This window comes from Streptomyces sp. NPDC046931 (genome assembly GCF_040644655.1).
Classification (GTDB): Bacteria; Actinomycetota; Actinomycetes; order Streptomycetales; family Streptomycetaceae; genus Streptomyces.
On the sequence record NZ_JBEYWX010000046.1, the window covers coordinates 1 to 24,977 of the forward strand.

General features: G+C 71.6%; 13 protein-coding genes. 9 read left to right on the forward strand and 4 right to left on the reverse strand.

From position 1 onward, the window contains the following. A partial coding sequence (locus tag ABZ876_RS38330) for a type I polyketide synthase (RefSeq protein ID WP_361790806.1) occupies nt 1–3,102 on the reverse strand: 3,102 nt, incomplete at its 3' end. Further along, on the reverse strand, nt 3,095–10,510 hold the full coding sequence (locus tag ABZ876_RS38335; protein WP_361790809.1) for a type I polyketide synthase: 7,416 nt from the start codon (nt 10,508–10,510) through the stop codon (nt 3,095–3,097). The genes ABZ876_RS38335 and ABZ876_RS38330, both read right to left, overlap by 8 nt. Before the next feature lie 544 nt (nt 10,511–11,054). Here ABZ876_RS38335 and ABZ876_RS38340 point away from each other — a divergent pair. From ABZ876_RS38340 to ABZ876_RS38370, 7 genes are all read left to right on the forward strand, one after another. After that, nucleotides 11,055–11,924 (forward strand): 3-hydroxyacyl-CoA dehydrogenase family protein, encoded by an 870-nt coding sequence (locus ABZ876_RS38340; protein ID WP_361790812.1) that lies wholly within the window; start codon nt 11,055–11,057, stop codon nt 11,922–11,924. A gap of 18 nt (nt 11,925–11,942) precedes the next feature. After that, entirely contained in the window at nt 11,943–12,194 is a 252-nt protein-coding gene (locus tag ABZ876_RS38345) for an acyl carrier protein (protein WP_361790815.1), read from the forward strand. Between the two features lie 41 nt (nt 12,195–12,235). Beyond that, a complete protein-coding gene (locus tag ABZ876_RS38350) occupies nt 12,236–13,423 on the forward strand; it encodes a hypothetical protein (protein WP_361790818.1) in 1,188 nt (395 codons plus the stop codon). 5 nt (nt 13,424–13,428) lie between these two features. Next, nucleotides 13,429–14,553 carry an acyl-CoA dehydrogenase family protein gene (locus ABZ876_RS38355; protein ID WP_361790821.1) on the forward strand — a complete coding sequence of 375 codons (1,125 nt, stop codon included), beginning with the start codon at nt 13,429–13,431 and terminating at the stop codon, nt 14,551–14,553. A gap of 363 nt (nt 14,554–14,916) precedes the next feature. Then, nucleotides 14,917–16,962 carry a M4 family metallopeptidase gene (locus tag ABZ876_RS38360; RefSeq protein ID WP_361790824.1) on the forward strand — a complete coding sequence of 682 codons (2,046 nt, stop codon included), beginning with the start codon at nt 14,917–14,919 and terminating at the stop codon, nt 16,960–16,962. A 243-nt stretch (nt 16,963–17,205) separates the two neighbouring features. After that, nucleotides 17,206–18,864, forward strand: coding sequence for a M4 family metallopeptidase (locus ABZ876_RS38365; RefSeq protein WP_361790827.1), 1,659 nt, complete (start codon nt 17,206–17,208; stop codon nt 18,862–18,864). A gap of 64 nt (nt 18,865–18,928) precedes the next feature. Next, complete coding sequence (locus ABZ876_RS38370; protein ID WP_361790830.1) at nt 18,929–19,435, forward strand: DUF1990 domain-containing protein; 507 nt, start codon at nt 18,929–18,931, stop codon at nt 19,433–19,435. 33 nt (nt 19,436–19,468) lie between these two features. Here the strand turns inward: ABZ876_RS38370 and ABZ876_RS38375 are convergent, their stop codons facing one another. Next, on the reverse strand, nt 19,469–19,786 hold the full coding sequence (locus tag ABZ876_RS38375) for a hypothetical protein (RefSeq protein WP_361790832.1): 318 nt from the start codon (nt 19,784–19,786) through the stop codon (nt 19,469–19,471). A gap of 146 nt (nt 19,787–19,932) precedes the next feature. Continuing rightward, a complete protein-coding gene (gene glgP, locus ABZ876_RS38380) occupies nt 19,933–22,557 on the reverse strand; it encodes an alpha-glucan family phosphorylase (RefSeq protein ID WP_361790834.1) in 2,625 nt (874 codons plus the stop codon). A gap of 278 nt (nt 22,558–22,835) precedes the next feature. On the opposite strand from glgP, the gene ABZ876_RS38385 reads away from it, so the two are divergent. Together ABZ876_RS38385 and ABZ876_RS38390 are read left to right on the forward strand one after the other, a co-directional pair. Next, nucleotides 22,836–24,038 (forward strand): S8 family peptidase, encoded by a 1,203-nt coding sequence (locus ABZ876_RS38385; protein ID WP_361790837.1) that lies wholly within the window; start codon nt 22,836–22,838, stop codon nt 24,036–24,038. A gap of 226 nt (nt 24,039–24,264) precedes the next feature. Then, nucleotides 24,265–24,977: maltotransferase domain-containing protein (locus ABZ876_RS38390; RefSeq protein WP_361790840.1), on the forward strand; the 713-nt coding region annotated here is incomplete at its 3' end.

Below are 24,977 nucleotides of genomic sequence, written 5' to 3' on the forward strand. Positions count from 1 at the left end.
CTCCCGCACCAGCTCCAGCAACCCCACCGACAACGACAACGCACGCGCCGCATCATCACAAGACCCACCCGCCACCGACACACCGTCACCAACCGACCCAGTAGGCCCACCTGGCCCATCGGCCGCGGAAGCCACGAACACCACATGCTCCGCCCGCGACACCTCGGCCACCAACGACACATCCGGCCCCAGATCCACCCCACCGGACCCACCGACCACACACCACCGCCCCGACAACCCCGAAGCCACACCCTCCTCGGCCACCTCCGACCACTGCACACCCACCAACCACTCCACCCACTCGGCGTCGGAAGTAGAACGGGTCGGCGCGACCGGGGGCTCCTCCGTGAACCAGTGGCGTTCGTGCTGGAAGGGGTAGGTCGGGAGGGCGACGGGGCGGCCCGCCGGGCGGCGGTTGCGGTGGAAGGCGGCCCAGTCGACGGGGACCCCGTGGACGTGGAGCGCGGCGACGCTCGCGAGGAGCTCGGACCCGTCACGGCCGGGGCGCAGGCTCGGCAGCCAGAGCGCGTCGGCGTCGGGCAGACAGTCACGGCCCAGCCCGAGCAGCACGGGCCTGGGCCCGATCTCCACGAAGGCTCGCGCACCCAAGGCGTACAGCGCGCGCAGGCCGTCGGCGAAACGGACCGGGGCCAGGGTGTGCCGCGCCCAGTAGGCGGGGTCGCACAGGTCTTCCGCGCCGACGGGCTCGCCGGTTACGTCGGAGATCACGGGGATGCGGGGCGGGGTGCGGCGGACGGACCGGGCCACCTCGGTCAGGGGCCCGGTGACGGGCTCCATGAGCGGCGAGTGGAACGCGTGCGAGACCCGCAGATCACGTCCGGTGACACCGTGCCGGCCGAGTTCGGCGACCGCGTCGCGCACCTGCGCGCCGTCACCCGAGACGACCACGGCGTCGGGGCCGTTGACCGCGGCGACGGACACCAGCGGGTACCGCCGTACGACGTCCTCGACGAGCTCGGGCCGGCCGCGCACCGCGACCATCACACCACCGGCGGGCAACTCCTGCATGAGCCGGGCGCGTTCGGCGACCAGGCGCAGGCCGTCGGCGAGGGAGAACACTCCGGCGACGCAGGCGGCGGTGTACTCGCCGACGCTGTGCCCGAGCACGGCCACGGGCTCGATCCCCCACGACCGCCACAGCCTGGACAGGGCGTACTCGACGGCGAACAGCGCGGGCTGGGTGAAACGCGTGTCGCGCAGCTTCTCGGCGGCCGTCTCCGCGTCCGCCGGGTCCGGGTACAGCAGCGTGGTGAGCGGGCGGCCCAGAAGCGGGTCCAGGATCGCCGCGCACTCGTCGACGGCGCTGCGGAACACCGGCTGGGTCTCGTACAGCTCCCGTCCCATGTCCGGGTACTGGGAACCCTGGCCGGTGAACAGGAACGCGACCTCGGGGACCGAGCGCGCGCCCCGGACCTGGCCGTCGAAGGTGCCCGGTCCGCCGTCGGTGAGCCCCCGGGCCAGCTCGGCGGCGGACCCGGCGACGACCGCCCTGCGGTGTTCGAGGTGGCTGCGCCCGGCGTTGGCGGTGAGGCACACATCGGCGAGACGGGCCCCGCCCGCGCCCCCGGCCACGAACGCGGCCATCCTCGCGGCCGCCTCGTCGAGCGCCGCCGGGGTCGCGGCCGAGACGGTCAGGACATGGGCGGCCCCGTCACCGTGGTCCGTCCGGTCAGCGGAGGGCGCCGCACCGGTCGCGCCGGCGTCCTCGGGGGCCGGGCCCTCAAGGACCAGGTGGCAGTTGGTGCCGCTGAAGCCGAACGAGCTGACGCCGGCCAGGCGGCGGTCCTCGCTCCAGGGCTCCAGGGCGGTCGGCACCTTCAGCGGCAGCTCGTCCCAGTCGATCAACGGGCTCGGGGTGTCGAAGTGCAGGTTCGGCGGGATGGCGCCCGCGCGCAGCGCGAGCACCGCCTTGATGACGCCCGCGACCCCCGCGGCCGCCTCCAGGTGTCCCATGTTCGACTTGACCGAGCCGACCGCCAGGGGCCGGGTGCGGCCGGCGAACACCGCGCCGAGCGCCGCGGCCTCGATGGGGTCGCCGAGCGCCGTGCCGGTGCCGTGCGCCTCGACGTACCCGATCTCGTGCGGCTCGGCCCCCGCGTCCCGCAGCGCCTGCCGGATGACGTCCTGCTGCGACGGGCCGTGCGGCACCGTCAGCCCGCTGCGGTGCCCGTCCTGGTTGACGGCGCTGCCCCGGATGACGGCGAGGACGCGGTCGCCGTCGCGCCGGGCGTCGGCGAGCCGCTTGAGGACGATCATTCCGCAGCCCTCGGCGCGCACATATCCGTCGGCGGCGGCGTCGAAGGGCTTGCAGCGGCCGTCCGGGGCCATCATGCGCGCCTTGGAGAGGCTGATCGACTCGTGCGGGGTGACGATCCGGTTCACGCCTCCGGCGAGTGCCATGTCGCAGGCTCCGGCCCGCAGGTTCATCACGGCCAGGTGCAGCGAGACCAGGGAGGACGAGCAGGCCGTGTCGACGGACAGCGAGGGAGCGGTCAGGCCGAGGAAGTACGACAGCCGTCCGCTGGCCGTGCTGGTGGTGCTGCCGGAGCTGAAGTAGCCGTCCAGGGCGTCGGCGCCCTGGCCCACCATCGCCTCGCGGTAGTCGACGTTGCTGATGCCGACGAACACCCCGGTGCGGGCGGGCAGGCTCTTCACGGGCATGCCCGCGTTCTCCAACGCCTCCCACGACACCTCGAGGAGCAGCCGCTGCTGGGGGTCGACACCGGCCGCCTCGCGGGCGGAGATGCCGAACAGCGCGGCGTCGAAGCCGGTCAGATCGTCCAGGAAGCCGCCGTGCCGGGTGGACATCCGGCCGGGCGCGTCCGGGTCGGGGTCGTAGTACGCGTCCACGTCCCAGCGGTCGGCGGGCACCTCGGTGATCGCGTCGCGGCCCTCGGCCAGCAGCCGCCAGTACGCGTCGGGGCTCTCGGCGCCCGGGAAGCGGCACCCCATGCCCACGATCGCGACCGGCTGCCGGTCCACCGCGCCCGAACGGGCCCGGGCGACCTCCTGCTCCAGTTCCTCGATCCGTGCCAGGGCCCCCTTCAGCAGGGCCTCGTAGCGGTCGTTCTTCTCACGCATGGTCGAAGTTCCCGATCCCCAGCTTCTTGGCCAGCAGTGCCGCCACGTCGTCGGCGCCCGAGCCGTCGGTGTCCCCCGGCTCCTCGGCGGTGTCCTCGTCCGTCACCCCGTCCGCGTCGTCGCCGATGCCCAGGACCTCGCCGAGGTGGCCGGTCAGGGACGACAGCGTCGGATAGTCGAAGACGACGGTCTGGCTGAGGCGGCAGCCGAGCACGGTCCCCAGCCGGTTGCGCAACTCGATGGAGCCCAGAGAGTCCAGGCCGAGCGAGAACAGGCCCACGTCCGGCTCCAGGCCGCTGTCCGAGCCCAGGGCGTGCACGACCTGCTCCCACACCGTGTCGGCGAGCAGCCGGTGGCGCCGCCGCGGGTGCTCGGCCGCCAGCCGCTCCGGGAACGTGGCCGGCCCGGCGGGAGCGGCGCCCGCCGCGGGGCGCGACCGGAACCCGGACAGGAACGGCACGGGGCCGATCTGGTGCTCCAGGAACCGGGGCCAGTCGATGGGCAGGACGGCGACCGCGCCGCCCTCGGGGCGGTTGCCCAGCAGCGCGCCGAGCGCGTCCACGCCCTGGCGGAGCGGGATGACGCCTTCGCCCAACCGCTCCAGCTTCTCGTCCAGGCCCAGCCGGGCGCTCATGCCCGCCCCGGCCCAGGATCCCCACTGCACGGCCAGCGCCGGCAGCCCGAGACCCCTGCGGTAGGAGGCGAGGCCGTCGGCATAGGCGTTGGCGGCGGCGTAGTTGGCCTGGCCCGGCGCGCCCAGCGCGGAGGACACCGACGAGAACAGCACGAAGAAGTCCAGCGGCAGGTCCCGCGTCAGCCGGTGCAGCAGCCAGGCACCGCTCGCCTTCGCCGCGTGCACCCGGGCGAACCGCTCGGCGGTCTGCTCGCCGAGGACCCCGTCGTCCAGAACGCCCGCGAGGTGCAGCACCCCGCGCAGCGGGGGCAGCCCGGGATCGTCGGCGATGTGCCGCAGACACGCCGTCAGCGCGGCCTCGTCGGAGACGTCGACGGCGGCGGTGTCCACCCGGGTGCCCGCCGCCCGCAGCTCGGCGATCACCTCGTCGGCGGCCCGGCCGGGCGCGCCGCGCCCGGCCAGGACCAGGTGTCGCGCGCCTCGCTCGTGCAGCAGCCGCGCGGTCTCCAGGCCGAGTCCGCCTAGCCCGCCGGTGACGAGGTAGGTGGCGTCCGGGGAGACGGCCGGGCCGTCGCCGGTGCCGGGGACCGTCCGGGTGAGGCGGGCCAGGTGCCGGGTCCCGTCGCGGTGGCCGATCTGGTTCTCGTCCGAGCCCGCGGCGGCGAGGGCCAGTTCGGCGGCGAGCGCCGTGGCCTGCGCGGCCACGGGACGTGCCGGGTCCAGGTCGATCTGCACCGGCCGTAGGTCCATCTGTTCCAGTCCGACCACCCGGCCGAGGCCCCAAAGGGCCGTCCGGGCGGGGTCGGTGACCTCGTGGCCCGCCACGGCCTGCGCGCCCCGGGTCACCACGCACAGCCGGGGCGTGCTCTCGCCCCGCCCGGCCAGTGCCTGGACGAGGTGCAGCAGCCGCACGGAGTGGTGGAGCGCCGCGTCCGCGTCGGCGGAGGTGCCGGACTGTTCGGCGGGCCAGGCCGCCACGACCAGGCCGGGGGAGCCTCCCGTCTCGGCGAGCGCATGGTCGAGCAGGCGCCCGACGTCCCCGGGGCCGTCGGCGGCGGAAGGGTCGAGGGACCGGACCGTGGCACCGTGTGCCCGGGCCGCCTCGGTCAGCGCGGGCGCGAGCGGACCCTCGGACAGGACGAGCCAGTGCCCGCCGCGGCCCGCCTCCGCCGGAGCGGCGGCCGGCTCGGGCGTCCACGAGGCCCGGTAGAGCCAGTCGCGCCACGCGGCCTGGGGGCGGCCCAGCATGGCCTGCCGCTGGGCCCGCTTGAGCAGGACGCCCTCCATGGTGAGGACGACCCGGCCCTCGGCGTCGTAGAGGTCCACATCGCCGTGCAGGGTCTCGGGGTCGTCGCTGTCCGCGGGCCGCAGCCGGGCGTGGCACCACGCGGACGCGCCAACCCGCTCGTGGAACAGCATGCGCTCCACTCCGACCGGCACATAGGTCCGGCGCCCGTACTTCTCCGGGTAGGTGACCGTCAGTGCCAGGAAGCACGCCTCCAGCAGCACCGGATGGATCCGGTGCAGCGGTGCCTCGTCGGTCAGCTCGCGCGGCAGGGTGATACGGGAGAGGCAGGTCGCGTCCTTGCGCCACAGGCGTTCGGTGGCCCAGAACAGCGGTCCGAGGTCGATCTCGCGTTCCCGTTCGCCCCGGTAGATCTCCTCGACCGGGACCTCTTGGCTGAAGCGGGCCGTCAGGTCCGTCAGCGGCTCGGCCGGGCCGGCCTCCGTCCGCGCCGGCCCGGGCGCGAGCCGTCCCGAGATGTGCGTGGTCCACGGCTCGGTGCCGCCCGCCGCGGCGAGCCGGGAGTGGATGCGCAGCGCGTGCCCGTCCCCCGCCTGCCCGCCCTCCGGCTTCAGGACGACCTGCATGTCCCGGTCGGCATGCTCGTCGGGGAAGGTCATGGCGCGGTGGATGAAGAAGTCCCGCAGCTCGACGCTCTGCGTGCCGAAGGCCTCCTGACCGGCGGCGAACGCCGTCGCCAGATAGGCCACGCCGGGCATCACCACCGTCTGGAACACCCGGTGGTCCCCGAGCCAGCGCAGGTTCCGCACGCCCACAACGGACGCGAAGCGGACGTCGTCGCTGTCGGCCAGGTCCAGCCGCCGCCCGATCAGCGGCGCGCCCTGTGCCCCGGCGGCGCCCTGTGCCCCGGCGGCAGGCGGGGACACGGCCCCGGCCGGGGCGTCGATCCAGTGCCGCCGCCGCTGCCACGGGTAGGCGGGCAGGGCGACGCGCCGGTGGCGCCCGGGTTCGTACAGCCGCCTCGGGTCGACCGGCCGGCCGGCCTCCCACAGGGCACCGGCCGCCGCCAGCAGCTGGCGCTCCGCGCCGTTCGGGCGCAGACTCGGCACCAGCCTGGCGGGGAACCGGTCGGCGATCTGCTCGTTCACGAACGGCAGGAGTGTGGGGCGGGGCGAGATCTCCACGAAGACGTCCGCGCCGAACTCCGCCATCGCCGCCGCTCCGTCGGCGAACCGCACGGGCCGCATGATGTGCTCGGCCCAGTACTCCGCCCGCGCCAGTTCCTCGCCGGCCGGCTTGCCGGTGACGTTGGAGACGACCGGGATGCGGGGCGGCGTGTACCGGATGGAGGCGGCGACCTCGGCGAACCGGTTCAGCATGGGCCGCATCAGCGGCGAGTGGAAGGCGTGCGAGACCGTCAGCTCCCGGTGGCGCACACCGCGTTCGCCGAGGACCGCGACGACCTCGGCCACGACACTTCCCTCGCCGGACACGACGGTGGAGCGTGCTCCGTTGACCGCCGCGATCGAGACCTCGTCCCGGTACGGGGCGATGAGCCGGTCCACCTCGTCCTCGGGCGCGGCCACGGACACCATGCGGCCCCCGTCCGGCAGCGCGCCCATCAGCCGGCCGCGCTCGACGACCAGCGTCAGCGCGTCCTGGAGGGAGAACACCCCGGCGCGGCAGGCCGCGACGTACTCGCCGAGGCTGTGGCCGATGACCACGTCGGGTCGCACTCCCCAGGACTCCCACAGCTCGGCCAGGGCGAACTCGAAGGCGAAGAGGGCCGGTTGGGCGTACGTGGTGGAGTCGACGGGGGACTCCCCGCCCTCGGCGGGGAAGAGAACCTCCAGTAGCGGCCGGGGCAGCCGTCCGGCCAGCAGGCCGGCGCAGCGGTCGAGAGCCGCCCGGAAGACGGGCTGAGTGTCGTACAGTTCGCGCCCCATGCCCGCGTACTGCGATCCCTGGCCGCTGAACACGAACGCGGTCCGGCCGCCCGGCGGGACGGCCGCCGGGCCGGGTTCGGCCCTCGCGGCCAGCGCGTCGGCGGCCTCCTCGGTGGTCGCCGCGACGACCGCGAGGCGGTGCTCGAACGACCGGCGGCCCCTCGCCGCGGTGAAGCACACGTCGGCGAGGGAGAGTCCGGGCCGTTCCTTGAGGTGCCGTGCGTAGCGGTCCGCCAGCTCCCGCAGCGCCTCGGGCGTACGCGCACTGAGGGTGAGCAGCTGGGGACCGCCGGGCGCGGGCAGCGCGTCGGGCAGGGGCTCGGGCGCCTCCTCCAGAACGACGTGGCAGTTGGTTCCGCCCATGCCGAAGGAACTGACGCCGGCCCGGCGAGGGGTGGGCCCGGCCGGCCACTCGGTGGTGGCCGTGTTGACGCGGAACGGTCCGGACGCGAAGTCGATACGGGGGTTGGGAGCGGTGAAGTGCAGGCTGGGCGGCACGGTCCGGTGTTCCAGGGCGAGGGCGGTCTTGATCAGCCCGGCGATGCCCGCCGCCTCGTCCAGGTGCCCGATGTTGGTCTTCACCGATCCGATGGCGCACGAGCCGGCGACGGTGGGCCGTTCGGTGCTCGAGCGGAACGCCTCGGTGAGCGCGGCGACCTCGATGGGGTCGCCCATCGCGGTGCCCGTGCCGTGCGCCTCGACGTAGCCGATGGTCGCGGAGTCGACGTCGGCGTCGGCGAGGGCGTCCTTGATGACGTCGGCCTGCCGCTCGACACTCGGCGCGGTGAAGCCGACCTTGTCGGCGCCGTCGTTGTTGACCGCGGAGCCCTTGATGACGGCGACGATCCGGTCGCCGTCGGCGAGGGCGTCGTCGAGCCGCTTGAGGACCACCAGGCCGCAGCCGTTGCCGAAGAGCGTGCCCTCGGCCTCGGCGTCGAAGGCCCGGCAGTGCCCGTCGCGCGAGCGGATCATGCCCTCCTCGTGGAGGTAGCCGCCCTTCTGGGGGACGACGATCGACACGCCGCCGGCCAGCGCCATGTCGCTCTCCCCGGATCTCAGGCTGCGGCAGGCGAGGTGCACGGCGACCAGGGAAGTGGAGCAGGCGGTCTGCACGTTGACACTCGGGCCGCGCAGGCCCAGCTTGTACGAGACACGGGTGGGCAGGTAGTTGCGGTCGTTGCCGAGCTTCAGCTGGAACTGGAGCATGTCGGCCTCGACGAACGGGCCGCCGTGCGGGTACGCGAAGTGCGGGGCGAGGTTGTTCAGCAGGTAGGTGCTCATGCCGGACCCGGCGAAGACGCCGACCGGCCCGTGGTCCTCGCCCGGCGCGTATCCGGCGTTCTCGAAGGCCTCCCAGGCGCACTCGAGGAAGACGCGCTGCTGCGGGTCGATGGTGGCGGCGTCCTTGGCGGTGATGTCGAAGAACGCGGCGTCGAACAGGTCGATGTCCGGCAGCACCGCGCCGGCCGGCACATAGTCGGGGTGGTCGAGCAGCCGCCGGTCGGCCTGGTCCAGTTCGTCCGTGCCGAACCGGGTGACGGACTCGATGCCGTCGCGCAGGTTCTCCCAGAACGTCTCCGTGTCCCCGGCGCCGGGGAAGCGGCCCGCCATGCCGATGACCGCGATGTCGGCCCCTGCGGTGGCCGGGCCGGCACGGCGGGGGCGGCGGTCCCCGGGGGCCGGGTCATCGGCGTCGTCGAGATGGGCGGCGAGCGCCCGGACGGTGGGGTGGCGGAACAGGTCGACGACCGGGAGGGTGCGCTCCAGCAGTCCGGACAGCCGGCGCTGGACGGTGACCAGGTGCAGCGAAGTGCCGCCGATGTCGAAGAAGTTGTCATGGACGCCGACGGTGTCCAGCCCGAGGACGTCCTGCCACACCTCGGCCACGATGCGTTCGGTGGCCGTGCCGGCCCCCACCGGCGCGGTGTCGGAAAGCCGCTCCAGCACGGCGGGCGGGGTGAGCCGGCGGCGGTCCGTCTTGCCGCTGGAGGTCAGCGGCATCGTGTCCAGGACGTCGTAGGCGTCGGGCACCATGGGCCCCGGCAGCCGGTCCGCGAGATGGTCGCGCAGCCGCCGGGACGCGCCGTCGCGTGCCGCCCCGGGCCGCAGCACCAGGTGGGCTACAAGGCGCTGGTGGCCCCGTACGTCGTGAGCGAGGACCACGGCCTCGGCGACATCGGGGTGGGCGGCGAGGGCGGCCTCGACCTCGCCGGGCTCGATGCGGACGCCACGGATCTTGACCTGGTCGTCCATGCGCCCGAGGTGTTCGACGGTGCCGTCGGGCAGGGCGCGGGCGAGGTCGCCGGTGCGGTACAGCGAGCCGCCCCCGAACGGATTGGGCACGAACCGCTCGGCCGTCAGGTCGGGCCGTCCGAGATAGCCGCCGGCCACGCCCGCGCCGGCGATGCACAGTTCGCCCTCGGTGCCGTCGGGCACGGGCCGCAGGCCGGCGTCGAGGACGTACACCTGGACGTTGTCGATGGGCAGGCCGATGGGCGCGGTCGACGGCCACGTGGCGGGGTCGCCGGTGAGGGTGCAGGTCGTGGCGTCCTGGAACTCGGTCGCGCCGTAGTGGTTGTGCAGCACGGCTCCGGTACGGCCGAACAGCTCCCTGATCGCGGGGGTGATGCGCAGCCGCTCTCCGGTGGTGATCACCTCGCGGAGCGCGGGGGGCGCGGGTTTGTCCAGGGCCGCCTCGGCGAGCTGGGTCAGCACGGTGACCGGCGCGAAGAACCGCTCGACGCGCTGTGCGGTGAGGAAGTCGGCCAGCTCGAAGGAGTTGCGGCGCACCTCCTCGCCGGCGAGGACCAGCGTGCCGCCGAAGCACAGCGTGGAGAAGATCTCGTGGAAGGAGAAGTCGAAGCTGACCGCGCACACCTGCGCCGTCCTCGACCGGCAGCTGCCGGGGCGGGTGCGGTCGTGCCAGGTCAGCATGTTGACCAGGGACCGGTGGGTCATCGCGACGCCCTTGGGGCGGCCCGTCGACCCCGAGGTGAAGATGACGTAGGCGGGCGTGTCCGGACCGACGCGCCCCTTGGGGGCGGCCGTCCCGTCCTCGTCCGGCCGCGCCTCGTCGCCGGCGACGGCGGATTCCCGCCCGTCCGGGACCAGGACGCGGACCGTGTCCGCCGGGAAGGTGCGCGAGCCGTCGGTGACGGCGATACGGATGCCGGCCTGCTCCACGATATGGCGCACGCGGTCGTCCGGGTCGGCCGCGTCCAGGGGGACGTAGGCGGCGCCCGCCTTGAGGATGCCGAGCATCGCGGCGAAGAGTCGGGGGCCACGGTCCAGGCGCAGGGCGACGGGTTCGCCGGGGCGGGCCCCGAGGGCGCGGATCCGCGCGGCGACGCGGTCGGCCATCCCGTCGAGTTCACCGTAGGTGGTGTGCCGCTCGCCGTGGACGACGGCGACGGCGTCGCGGCCACCGGGGCGCCGGTCCCCCGGCGTGCCGTCCGGCCCGTCTCGTGCCACGCGCTCGAAAAGCCCGTGCACCGTGATGTCGGGGACGGGGGTGTCGGCTCCGAGCCATGCACGGGACGGCTTCCCCGTATCCGGTCCCCGCCTGCCGAACGCGTTGCTCATCGCCTGGCTCCCCCGGATGCACCTATCAGCAATCAAAGGCTGTTGGACGAATGGTATGGAAGTCCGGCGGCTGGGCAGTATCAATTGCTCGGGCCACGGGACGATTGGACATGCACGGACGTGCCGTCTGATGAGAGGTCGACGCCAGACTAGGCATCCAAGGTGCCTACTGCGCAAGAGCTTTCACGAAGTAATGATCCACGGTCGACCACGTTCTCGCCCCTTCGCGCGCCGGGTGGATGATCCGCGCCCCGTCGGGTTACTGTCCATCGAGGGATCTTGTTCTGTTGATCGCTTGGGGGCATGCTGGGGAACGGGTAGGGTTCCGGCGGTCGACGCGGTCCGTGTGTTGTCGGTCCGGCGTCGGCGCTGTCTTGCTTCGATCGGTGATACTTGGCCGAAATAGTCCGGGGGAAGCTCCGTTGCGGCAGCGCTCGGAGCGGTTCATTCGCCATTTGTTAAACACCAAATTCTTGCCTGACCGGCTGCTCGCGACCGGAGCCGCCAGGACGACACTCCACTGCGGGGAGACAGGGGAACAGTGATGGTGAACGTTCGTACCGTCGGTGTGATCGGGGCCGGGGTGATGGGACGGGGCGTCACCGTGGCGCTCCGGCAGGCGGGCTACCGGGTGATCCTGGTCGACCGGACCGAGGAGGTTCTGGAGCGCACCCGCGCCCAACTCCGCGACGACGTACGGCTGTACGCCATGCTCGCTCCGAAATCCTCCGTCACTTTCGAGGAGTTGGCCGCCGAGACCGTCTTCACCACGGAGCTCGAGGCCCTGGCCGAGGCGGATCTGGTCGTCGAGAACGCCACGGAGCGCTGGTCGGTGAAGCAGCCGATTTACGAGCGGCTCGCCAAGATCTGCCGCCCGGACGTCGTCATCGCGGTCAACACCTCGGCCATCTCGATCACGCGGCTGGGCGCCCTGACCGGCCGGCCGGAGAACGTGATCGGCATGCATTTCATGAATCCTGTGCCGTTGAAGCCTACGGTTGAGGTGATTCGGGCCTTCCACACCTCCGCATCCACGGTCGACACGGCGCGCGAGTTCCTGTCCTCCCTGGACAAGAAGAGCATCGTGGTGAACGACAGCCCTGGGTTCGTGACCAACCGCGTCATGATGCTGACCGTCAACGAGGCCGCGTACCTGGTGCACGAGGGCGTCGCGTCGGCCGCCGACACGGACCGGCTGTTCGTGGAATGCTTCGGCCACACGATGGGGCCGCTGGAGACCGCCGACCTGATCGGCCTCGACACCGTACTGCTCTCGATCGAGGTGCTGTACGACGAGTTCAAGGACAGCAAGTACCGCCCCTGCCCGCTGCTGACCAAGCTGGTGGACGCCGGCCTGCACGGCCGCAAGAGCGGACAGGGTTTCTTCAGCTACCAGACCGCGAACCGCGGCTGAACGGGAGGACCGGGCACCATGGCCGACAATGCCGGGAACAAGGCAGCCATTCGCGAGTTCATTATCGAGAACATCTCCGAGTCGACCGTCGGAGACGACGAGGACATCTTCGAGCGTGGCCTTGTGCGCTCGATGTTCGTGATGCAGCTGGTGCTCTTCGTCGAGCAGGAATTCGGCGTTTCCATCACCGGCGAGGATCTTCAGTTCGACAATTTCCGTACGGTCGACCGGATCGACGAGCTGGTGTCCCGGAAACTGGCCACCGTCTGAAAACGGTGACGGAAAGAGCCGACAACGGGAAGGGCCCTTCGATGCCTACCGTACATGTGCGCCTTTCGCGCGGGGTTCCGGAATCCCTCGCCCCCGAGCTGATGAAGCGGCTCTTCTTTGTGTCCAGCTCGATCGCGGAATTCGAGCTGACCCGGGAAGAGGGATCCGTGACGGGTGTCGACCTTACGCTGCATTCCACCGGAGGCGAGGATTCAGCCGAAGTCGCGGCGAAGGTGAACCGCGTGGTGACGGAGCAGATCCTGCCGCAGCGGCCGCTGGCTCCCCGGGTCGTCTGGGAGTCGCCCGTGCACCGGGACACGTTCGCGGACACGTTCCCCGAGCTCGTGGAGCGGGGCACCGTGGTGGTCTCCGGTGAGGGCCAGGTCGGCTTCGGCGAGCCGCTGATCTCCCTCTTCGCTCATCTGGACAAGCGGCTGCGGGCCATCGCACTGAGCCTGGAGGCGGCCCGCGAGTACCAGTATCCGACGCTGCTGCCGACGAGTGTGCTGGACCGTTTCGGCTACTTCGGCTCGTTTCCGCAGTTCCCGATGTTCGTCACCCGGCTCCACAACGACCTGGACGTCTACCAGTCGTTCGTGGAGCGCTACACGGCCGAACAGCGCCTGCCGGACGACCTGTTCGCGGACTGCTCCAATCACGACTACTGTCTGCCGCCGACCATGTGCTACCACAGCTTCCACCAGTTCCAGGGGCGGAAGCTGGAAGGCGACATGGTCGTCACGGCGCGCGGCAAGGCGTTCCGGTACGAGTCCCGGTACCACACCAGCCTGGAGCGGCTGTGGGACTTCACCATCCGGGAGATCGTCTTCATGGGCACCCCGGAGTTCGCCGCGGAGTGCCGGACCTCCGTGATGCAGCAGGCGTTCGCGCTGATGGAGGAGCTGGGCCTGACCGGCCGGTGCGAGGTCGCCAACGACCACTTCTTCACCAACGCCGACACGGCGGGCAAGATCCTGTCCCAGCGCATGATGGAGCTGAAGTTCGAACTGCTCCTGCCGGTCTCCGCCGACCGGTCGATCGCCGTGGGCTCGTTCAATCTGCACGGCAACTTCTTCGGGGACTCCTTCGAGATCACCGGCCAGGACGGTGGCTCGATAGCCAGTGGATGTGTGGGCTTCGGTCTGGAACGGCTTGTCCATGCCTTCCTCAGCCAGCACGGCAGCGATCCTGCGCACTGGCCCGACACGGTCACACGGGAGATGGGGTAGACACGGTGCTGTATGAGCTGACACCGCAGCAGCAGGAGGACCGGGCGTCCTTCGCGGCCTTCGTCGACGACCACCTCGTGCCCGAGGCGGACCGCTGGGACCGTGAGCAGAGGCTGTCCGACTCCGTCGTCGAACTCCTCGGCAAGTCGCGCCTGCTGGTGCCGACGCTGCCGGCCGAGGCGGGCGGCAGCGGCATGGACGTGGAGACCTACGGTCTGCTCAGCGAGGAACTCGGGCGCGGCTGCGGCAACATCCGCAACCTGGTGGCCGTGCAGGGCATGGTCGCGCACGCCCTCCTCAAGTGGGGCACCAAGGCGCAGGCAGACCGCTGGGTGCCGCGCATCGGTACCGGGGAGACGGCCGGCGCCTTCGCCCTGACCGAGCCCGAGGCCGGCAGCGACGCCCGCAACGGCTCGATGACCGCCGAGCGCACCGGGGCGGGATTCGTCCTGAACGGCCGTAAGAAATGGATCAGTTTCGGCCAGCGCGCCGGCATCTTCCTCGTCTTCGCCCGGCTCGAGGGCGAGCCGGCGGCCTTCGTGGTGGAGCGGGGCACGGACGGCTTCCGTACGGAGCCGATCTCCGGCCTGCTCGGCCTGCGCGCCTCCGAGCTGGCGGAGCTGACCTTCGACGGCTGTGTGGTGCCCGAGGCCAACCTGATCAGCCATGGGCGTCTCACCTTCGACCTGCTTGCCACCGGATCCCTCGACTACGGCCGCTACAGCACGGCCTACGGCTCGGTGGGCCTGGCCCAGGGGTGTCTCGCCGCGAGCCTCGAATACACCCGTGAGCGCACCCAGTTCGGCGTCCCGATCAGGGACCACCAGCTGGTGCGCCGCATGCTCACGGACATGATCTCCTCGGTGGAGGCGGCGCGGCTGCTGTGCCGTCAGGCCGGTGTCCTGCGGGCCCGCCACCACAAGGACGCGATCCGTCAGACCCTGATCGCCAAGTACGTCGCCTCCCGCACCGGCTTCCGGGCCGCCGACGACGCCGTCCAGCTGCACGGCGCCAACGGCATCGGGCCGGACTTCCCGGTGCAGCGGTATCTGCGGGACGCGAAGGTGCAGGAGATCATCGAGGGCACCAGCCAGATCCAGCAGGTGCAGATCGCCGAGATGACGCTCTAAGCCCTGCCGTCCGTGCGCTCCGGGCCCCGTCGGTTACGCCGGCGGGGCCTTCGCGTTGTCCTGAACCGCGCGTTGCCGCCGACACTTCCGGCCATATGTATCTGAACAGTTCGTATATCGAACATGACCATCCGGGCAACGAACGATTTCCGGCCAAGTTTTTGATGCGATCCTGACAATCTCGGCAGTCTCTGCCACGCTTCCCACGGCCACCCCACAGCAACCCCACAGTTCGACGCTGTCCCGTGGCCTGTCACCTTCATGCACCTGGTTCCGCGTCAAGCCCTGTTCTGCCCGGACGGACGACCCTCCGCCCGGTCTCCCCTGGCCGCGCGACCCGCGGCCACGCAGAAGGAGTCAGTGTTGAGCAGCAGTTCCTCTCGCAGACGCACCTCCCACATTCCCTCCCGCCGAGCAGCGGCCGTCGCCCTCGTGGGCGTCTCCGCCCTGATGGCCGCAGCGGTCCAGTCGGGCGCCGCGAGCGCCGCCCCCGCCGGGCCCCCGGCCGGGAAGATCAACCCCGCCCATGCGGCGGTGAAGCTGTCGCCCTCGCAGCGCGCCGAACTGCTGCGCGACGCCGACGGGACGAAGGCGGCCACCGCCCGGGCGATCGGCCTCGGCGCCCAGGAGAGCCTGGTCGTCCGTGACGTCGTCAAGGACGGCGACGGCACGCTCCACACGCGCTACGCGCGCACCTACGCCGGCCTCCCGGTGCTCGGCGGCGACCTGGTGGTCGACACCGCCAAGTCCGGTCGGACCCAGCGGGTCGTCAAGGCCACCCAGGCCACCATCAAGGTCGCCTCCCTCACGCCCACCGTGACCGCCGCCAAGGCGGAGAAGCAGGCCCTGACCGCCGCGCGGGCCGAGGGCTCGAAGCAGACCGGGGCCGACCGGGCGCCGCGCAAGGTGATCTGGGCGGCGAGCGGCAAGCCCACCCTCGCGTACGAGACGGTGATCGGCGGGTTCCAGGACGACGGCACCCCGAACCAGCTGCATGTCATCACCGACGCCGCCACGGGCAAAGAACTGTTCCGGTACCAGGGCATCGAGACCGGTGTCGGCAACACCCAGTACAGCGGCCAGGTCACGCTGACCACCACGCAGTCGGGCTCGACCTACACGCTGAACGACGGCGCGCGCGGCGGCCACAAGACGTACAACCTCAACCACGGTACGTCCGGCACCGGCACGCTGTTCTCGCAGTCGAACGACACCTGGGGCAACGGCACCACGTCGAACGCCGCGACCGCGGGCGCCGACGCCCACTACGGCGCCGCGGAGACCTGGGACTTCTACAAGAACACCTTCGGCCGCAGCGGCATCAAGAACGACGGCGTCGGCGCCTACTCCCGCGTCCACTACGGCAACGCGTACGTCAACGCGTTCTGGGACGACAGCTGCTTCTGCATGACGTACGGCGACGGCTCCGGCAACGCCGACCCGCTGACCTCGCTGGACGTGGCCGGCCACGAGATGAGCCACGGCGTCACCTCCAACACCGCGGGTCTCAACTACAGCGGGGAGTCCGGCGGCCTCAACGAGGCCACCTCCGACATCTTCGGCACCGCAGGCGTCGAGTTCTACGCCAACAACAGCTCGGACGTCGGTGACTACCTCATCGGCGAGAAGATCGACATCAACGGCGACGGCACCCCGCTGCGCTACATGGACAAGCCCAGCAAGGACGGCGCGTCGAAGGACACCTGGTACTCGGGCGTCGGGTCGGTCGACGTGCACTACTCCTCGGGCGTCGCGAACCACTTCTTCTACCTGCTGAGCGAGGGCAGCGGCGCGAAGGTCATCAACGGCGTCAGCTACAACTCGCCCACGTCGGACGGCCTTCCCGTGACCGGTATCGGCCGCGACAAGGCGCTTCAGATCTGGTACCGGGCGCTCACCACGAAGTTCACCTCGACCACCAACTACGCCTCGGCCCGCACCGGCACGCTCGCGGCGACGGGCGAGCTGTACGGCACCTCGGGCGCCGAGTACAAGGCCGTGCAGGACGCATGGGCGGCGGTCGGCGTGGGCTCCCGCTCCGGCGGGGGCGGCGGAGGCGGGACGTCGTACGAGAGCACGACCAAGGTGTCCATCCCGGACAACGGACCCGCGGTCACCTCGTCCATCTCCGTCACCGGCCGCACCGGGAACGCGCCGAACAACCTCCAGGTGACCCCGAACATCACGCACACCTGGCGCGGTGACCTGGTGATCGATCTGATCGGCCCGTCGGGCACCGCGTACCGGCTGAAGAACTTCAGCTCGTCCGACTCCGCGGACAACGTGACCGACACCTACACGGTCGACGCCTCGTCCGAAACCGCCAACGGGACATGGAAGCTGAAGGTCCAGGACCAGGCGCGCTACGACGTCGGCACGATCAACAGCTGGAAGATCACCTTCCCGTAACCCGCAGTTCAGGGCACCTCAGTCAGGGCGCCGTCCCGGAGGTTCGACACCCGGGGCGGCGCCCGTTCACATGCCCGAAACGTTAACCGGCCAGTCGGTTTTGAGCCAACATCACTTAAGGGTCCTGACATGTACGCGCCCTCATGCGACTCTTCCACCACCCGCCGCACGAGCACTGCCACTTCGTATCCGTTCCGGCCGGCAACCCCACGCCGACCGGGCTCCCCCACATAAGGAGCTTGTGTGACTCCCCGCTACGCGCGTCACCACCGAACCACCCTGGCCATCGCCACCTCCGTGGCCGCCGGAGCCCTCTTCACCACCGGCCTGACCGGCGGTGCCTCGGCCCAGACCACGGCCGACGCCCTCGGCAAGGCCCCCCTCGCCGCCGCCCCGACCGCCCTGTCCGCGACGGCCCGCACCGCCCTCGTCCAGCAGGCGCAGGCGAACGCCGCCGAGACGGCCCGGCGGATCGGCCTCGGCGCCAAGGAGAAGCTGGTCGTCAAGGACGTCGTGAGAGACGTCGACGGCACGGTGCACACACGCTACGAGCGCACCTACGCCGGCCTCCCGGTCCTGGGCGGAGACCTCGTGGTCCACACCGCGAAGTCCGGCAGGACGCAAGGCGTCACCAAGGCGACCACGTCGGCCATCAAGGTGGCCTCCCTCAAGCCTCAGATCACCGCGGCGAAGGCGGAGAAGCAGGCGGTGAACGCCGCCAGGACGCTCGGCTCCGCCAAGACCTCCGCGGACGGCGCGCGCAAGGTCGTCTGGGCGGGCGGCGGCAAGCCGGTCCTGGCGTACGAGACGATCGTCGGCGGGCTCCAGGACGACGGCACCCCGAACCGGCTGCACGTCATCACCGACGCCGCCACCGGCAAGAAGCTCTTCGAGTACCAGGGCATCGAGACCGGCACCGGCAAGAGCCTGTACTCCGGCACGGTCACCCTCAACACCACCAAGTCGGGCTCGTCGTACCAGCTGTACGACACCACGCGCGGCGGCCACAAGACGTACAACCTGAAGCACAGCAGCAGCTCCTCCACCGGCACCCTGTTCACCGACTCGGACGACGTGTGGGGCACCGGCACGGCCTCCAGCTCCTCCACCGACCAGACCGCGGCCGTCGACGCCGCCTACGGCGCGCAGGTGACCTGGGACTTCTACAAGAACACCTTCGGCCGCAGCGGCATCAAGAACGACGGCAAGGCCGCCTACTCCCGCGTCCACTACGGCAACGCGTACGTCAACGCGTTCTGGGACGACAGCTGCTTCTGCATGACCTACGGCGACGGTGACGGCAACACCCACCCGCTGACCTCGCTGGACGTGGCCGGCCACGAGATGAGCCACGGTGTCACCTCCAACACCGCGGGACTGGAGTACAGCGGTGAGTCCGGCGGCCTGAACGAGGCCACCTCCGACATCTTCGGCACCGGCGTGGAGTTCTACGCCAACAGCGCCTCCGACCCCGGCGACTACCTCATCGGCGAGAAGATCGACATCAACGGTGACGGCTCCCCGCTGCGCTACATGGACAAGCCCAGCAAGGACGGCGGCTCCGCCGACTCCTGGTCCTCGTCCGTCGGCAACCTGGACGTGCACTACTCGTCGGGCGTGGCGAACCACTTCTTCTACCTCCTGTCGGAGGGCAGCGGTTCGAAGACGATCAACGGTGTGACCTACAACTCGCCCACGTCCAACGGCTCCACGGTCACCGGCATCGGCCGGGCCAAGGCGCTTCAGATCTGGTACAAGGCACTGACGACGTACTTCACGTCGACGACCGGCTACAAGTCCGCCCGCACGGGCACCCTCTCGGCGGCGGCCGCCCTCTACGGCTCCGGCAGCACCGAGTACAAGGCGGTGGCGGCGGCCTGGTCCGCGGTCAACGTGAGCTAGTGCGCACCTAGCGAACGGCCCCCGGCGGGAGAACGACGCCGGGGGCCGCCCTACGCTGGGGCCCATGTCCTTCACGTACGAGGATGTCGGCGCGACCCGCGACGGCCACTGCCCCGAGGGGTTCCGCCCCCTGCACGTCCGCACCCGTATCGGGGAGGGCGAGAAGGTGTTCCACCGGGCGTCCGAGGCCCTCCTCACCTGGGAGGTGCACCGGGCGCTGGGCGTCGGTGTCCAGGCCACCGCGGACCGGGCGGCCCCCGGCGTCGACGTCACCCTCACCCTGGCCGGCATGATCAAGGCCCCCTGCCGGGTGGTCTGGGCGGCCGAGGAACACCGCCGCGCGGGCTGGGCGTACGGCACGCTGCCCGGCCACCCCGAGTGCGGCGAGGAGGCGTTCGTCGTGGACCGCACCGGCGATGGCACGGTATGGCTGACGGTCACGGCCTTCAGCCGCCCGGCCAAGTGGTACGCAAAGGCGGGCGGCCCGGCGGCCCGGGGACTGCAGCAGGCCTACGCCCGGCGCTGCGGGACGGTCCTACGGAAGCTGTGCGCGCCGCACTCCCCCGACTGAGCACCTCCTGCACCGCCCGTTCCGGCGAAGCGTTCAGTGCAGGATCGTCACGATGAGCATCGCCGCCCAGGATGCCGCGACCAGAGCCGGAAGCAGGACCATCACCAGCCCGGTGGGCGACTGTTTGAGCCACTCGTTGCCCGCACTCTCGGCCACCCAGAAGTGCTCCGCGGTGGTGAGCCGGGTCCGATAGTCCTCGATGGTGTAGCGGGACCCCAGGAAGCCGTCGCGTCCTGCGCGTCCGGGGTCGGTAGTGTCCAGACGCCAGGACTCGGCCAACGCGGGGATCTCCTCGAGGTGCTCCTCGCGCGCCCGCACGATCTCGGTGCTGCCGGCCGCTGCCGTGCTCATGCCCACGCCCCCCATGCTGTCCACTGTAAATTTTGGACACAACTCACTTGCTGCGCATGAGGAGTTGGGGGACTTGTCCACGCCATCTGCAGGCGGCTGCCGGCATGCGTCCCCCAGTGGTGAGCGCCGATCGCGTCGCCAGACGCCTAACGCATCAGCACCCCGGCCTCCTCCCCCGCCTCCTCCGACGGCACCGCCACCAGGCCCAGCTCCGCGCCGGACGCCAGCAGGCGATGCGCCGGCAGGATCCGCACCGTGTAGCCGAACGGTCCGGTGCGGTCCAGGGACAGCGGGCCCTCGTACACCCAGCGGCCCTCCAGGTCCGGGCCGCCCACCGGTTTCAGTGCCGTCGCCGCCGCGTCCGTGATGCCGTCGTCCGTGTCGACACGGCCCGACACCGCCTGGACCTCCACGTCGTCGGGCCCCAGATCACCGAGGCCCACCCGGACCCGGAGCGAGAGCGTCGCGCCCAGCTCCGCCGTCGCCGTAGCCGCCGTCGCCTCCACATGGTCCACCGTGACCGTCGGCCAGGCCGCCCGTACCCGCGCCTTCCAGCCCGCCAGCTCCCGCGCCGCGTCCGGAGTCATCGCCCGGTGCGCGTGGGCCGCCGGGGTGTACAGACGCTCCACGTACTCGCGCACCATCCGTCCCGCCAGCACCTTGGGGCCGAGGTTCATGAGGGTCTGGCGGACCATCTCGATCCAGCGGTCGGGCAGCCCGCTCTGGCCCCGTTCGTAGAAGCGCGGTGCCACCCGCCGCTCCAGCAGGTCGTACAGCGCCGCCGCCTCCAGGTCGTCGCGACGGTCCTCGTCCATGGCGGCGCCGTCCGCCGTGGGGATCGCCCAGCCGAAGTCGGGCTGGAACCACTCGTCCCACCAGCCGTCGAGAACCGACAGGTTCAGGCCGCCGTTGAGCGCGGCCTTCATACCGCTGGTCCCGCACGCCTCCAGCGGACGGAGGGGGTTGTTCAGCCACACGTCGCAGCCGGGATAGAGCTTCTGCGCCATCGCCATGCCGTAGTCCGGGAGGAAGACGATCCGGTGGCGCACGCGCGGGTCGTCGGCGAACCGCACCAGCTCCTGGATCAGGCGCTTCCCGCCGTCGTCCGCCGGGTGCGCCTTGCCCGCCACCACGATCTGCACCGGGCGTTCCGGGTGCAGCAGCAGTTCCATCAGGCGGTCCCGGTCGCGCAGCATCAGGGTCAGGCGCTTGTACGAGGGCACCCGGCGGGCGAAGCCGATCGTCAGGACGTCGGGGTCGAGGACCCCTTCGATCCAGCCCAGTTCCGCCGTTCCCGCGCCGCGCTGCCGCCAGGACGCGTACAGCCGCTCCCGCACCTCCAACGCCAGCTGCTCGCGCAGGTCCCGGCGCAGGTCCCAGATGTCCTGGGCCGGGATCTCCGCGATGCTGTCCCAGCGCTCCCGCCCGCCGACCGTCATCGCGTCCTCGGTGCGCTCCGCGCCGATCTGCCGCGCCCCGAGCCGGTACACCTCCGGCGCCACCCAGGTCGGCGCGTGCACCCCGTTGGTCACCGAGGTGATCGGCACCTCGTCGGGGTCGAAACCCGGCCACAGGCCGGAGAACATCTCCCGGCTGACGTTGCCGTGCAGCAGCGAGACGCCGTTGGCGCGCTGGCCGAGCCTGAGGCCCATCACCGCCATGTTGAACAGGTTCGGCTCGCCGCCCGGATAGCTCTCCATGCCGAGGTGCAGGATCCGCTCCACGGCGATGCCCTCGAGCTCCGCGTCCGGACCGAAGTGACGGGCCACCAGCTCACGGTCGAAGCGGTCGATTCCGGCCGGGACGGGCGTATGGGTGGTGAAGACCGTGCCGGCCCGCACCGCCTCCAACGCCGCCTCGAAGTCCAGTCCGGCGGCGCACAGTTCGGCGATCCGCTCCAGGCCCAGGAAGCCCGCGTGGCCCTCGTTGGTGTGGAACACCTCCGGTTCGGGGTGCCCGGTCAGCCGGCAGTACGTGCGCACGGCGCGCACCCCGCCGATGCCGAGCAGCATCTCCTGGAGCAGCCGGTGCTCGCTGCCGCCGCCGTACAGCCGGTCGGTGACGCCTCGCTCGCCGAGGTCGTTCTCCTCCACGTCCGAGTCGAGCATCAGCAGCGGCACCCGGCCCACCTGGGCGAGCCAGATGCGGGCCTGGAGCCGGCGGCCGCCGGGCAGCCCCAGGGACACCTGGGCGGGGGTGCCGTCCGGCTCGCGCAGGGGCACCAGGGGCAGCTCGTTCGGGTCGAGCACCGGATAGTGCTCCTGCTGCCAGCCGTCCCTGGACAGGGTCTGCCGGAAGTAGCCGTGCCGGTAGAGCAGGCCCACACCGATCAGCGGGACCCCGAGGTCGCTGGCCGCCTTCAGATGGTCGCCGGCGAGGATGCCGAGGCCGCCGGAGTACTGGGGCAGCGCGGCGGTGATGCCGAACTCGGGTGAGAAGTAGGCGACGGCGGCCGGGAGGTCGGACCCGGACGAGCGCTCCTGGTACCAGCGCTCGCCGTTCAGATAGTCGGCGAGATCGTCGGCGGCCACGGCGAGACGGCGCAGGAAACGGCGGTCCTCGGCCAGCTCGGCGAGCCGGGCCGGCGGCACGCTCCCCAGCAGCCGCACCGGGTCGCCGCCCGAGGCGGCCCATCGATCGGGGTCGACGGACTGGAAGAGGTCGCGGGTCTCGGGGTGCCAGGACCAGCGCAGATTGCGCGCGAGATCGCTGAGCGGGTGAAGGGATTCGGGGAGGACGGGACGTACGGTGAACCTGCGGATGGCCTTCACGAGTTCCACCTTCACGGAGGGCGTACGCGGCGTGTCATCCCCGACGGTACGCCGCGCGGGGAGGGCGCGTTCGGCTTACCGCGGGTTCGCACTCACCGGTGCCGGCGGCTCGTTCCACGAGCCGCGTGGCTGATATGGCCGATTCCACCCCGTCAGGCGGGCTTGTGGCGGTTCACACCGCACGAGAGGCTGCCCACCGGCGCACCGACCGGCGACGGTTTGGGGCATGGAGGATCCGTGGCCGCCGTACGCCGAGTGGACGAGGGGAACCGCACGCCATGACACGGAGAAGAAGCGCGCGGGGGCGCTGGGCGGGCTGCCTCACCGCGGTCACCATGGTGGTGGCGCTCTCGGCCGTCGCCGAGCCCGCGCACGCCGCACCGGAGGGGACGGTGCTCGGCGCGGGGTCTCCCGGCGCCGTCCGCGGCAGCTACATCGTGACGCTCAAGGCGGCAACGAGGGCCGGGTCGGCGCCCGGCAAAGAGACCGCCGAGAGGTACGGGGCGAGAATCGGCCACATCTACGAGACCGCCCTCAACGGGTACGAGGTGCGGGCCGACGAGCGGCAGGCCCGGCGTCTCGCCGCGGACCCCCGCGTGGCCTCGGTCGCCCAGGACAGCCGGGTCTTTCTCCTCGGCTCCCAGCGGAACCCGCCGTCCTGGGGCCTGGACCGCATCGACCAGCCCCGTCTCCCGCTCGACAAGCGCTACAGCTGGGCCGGGCCCGCGGGCGCGGGCGTGACGGCGTACGTCATCGACACCGGTGTCCGCCTCTCGCACCAGGACTTCGGCGGCCGGGCGAGCTACGGCTGGGACTTCGTCGACGACGACGGGACCGCCGCCGACGGCAACGGGCACGGCACGCATGTGGCCGGTACCGTCGCGGGCGCCGCGTACGGGGTCGCCAAGCGCGCGAAGGTGGTCGCGGTGCGCGTCCTGGACGACCACGGCGCCGGCACCACCGCCCAGGTCATCGCGGGCATCGAATGGGTGACCCGGCACGCGCACAAGCCCGCGGTGGCCAACCTCAGTCTCGGCGGCCGGGCGAACGCCCAGCTGGACGCGGCCGTACGCGCCTCCATCGCCTCCGGGGTCACCTATGTGGTCGCGGCCGGCAACAGCGGGCTCCCGGCCGGCCGGTACTCCCCCGCGCGCGTCACCGAGGCCGTGACGGTCGGCGCCGTCGACCGGAACGACGCCCGGGCCGGCTTCTCCAACCGGGGCCCGGCCGTGGACCTGTACGCCCCAGGGGTGGCGATCACCTCCGACTCGTATACGAGCGACACCGGCCACGCCACCCTCTCCGGTACGTCGATGGCGACCCCGCATGTCACGGGTGCCGCCGCGCTGTACCTGGCCCGGCATCCCTCGGCGACTCCGTCGCAGGTGAGCCGGGCGCTCCTCGGGCAGGCGGCGCCGCTGGGCTTCGCCGCGGCCGGATCCGGCCCGCCCGGCAAACTCCTGCGGGTGGGCAAACCTTGAACTGCCGTTCACCGGGCACGCGTAGTGTTGCCGGCCTCGCCCCCAGCGGGCGGGGCCGGTCCCTTTCGCTCGCCCGGATGCGGCCGGTCTTGAAGGTAGACATACGCGTGAGTAGTTAACAAAGTTCCGGAATGCCCACCCGCACACGGTGGGAAGGCTCCTCCGGTAACCGGCCACCTTCCGACACCCCCATCCGCCACCCACGTTGACGCGGACAGGAGCGGTCATGCCCCCGACGCACCACTCGCCGACATCCACGGCATCCGGCACCGGCGCCCCCTTGCCAAAGACGTCCGACGCCGGTCCTCCCGCCCCCCGGACACCCTCCGGCCCGGCCCCCACCCCGGTCACGGGAGCGGGCACGGGCCCCGCTCTCGGACGCATCCCCGTCCTCGACGTACGCCCCCTCGTCCTCCAGGGCCGCCGCCCCGCCAAGGCTGTGGTGGGCGAGGAGTTCGAGATCTCCGCCACCGTCTTCCGCGAGGGCCACGACGCCGTCGCGGCCGATGTCGTCCTCACCGACCCGGAGGGCCGTCCCGGTCCCCGGACGCCGATGCGCGAACTCGCCCCCGGCACCGACCGCTGGGGCGCCACCGTCTCCGTGCCGAGGGAGGGGATCTGGACGTACGCCGTGGAGGGGTGGGGCGATCCGGTCACCACCTGGCGGCACCACGCGACGATCAAGATCCCGGCGGGGATCGACACCGAACTGGTCCTGGAGGAGGGCGCGCGGCTGTACGAGCGCGCGGCCGCCGGGGTCCCGGAGCAGGAGGGCCTCGGTGAGGTGCTGCTGGCCGCCGCCGACGCCCTGCGCGACACCGGCCGCCCGGCCGCCTCCCGTCTTGCGGCGGCGTTGTCTCCGGAGGTGGACGGGGTGCTGGGGCGGTTTCCGTTGCGTGAGTTGGTGACGTCGTCGGATCCGTTGCCGTTGCTGGTGGA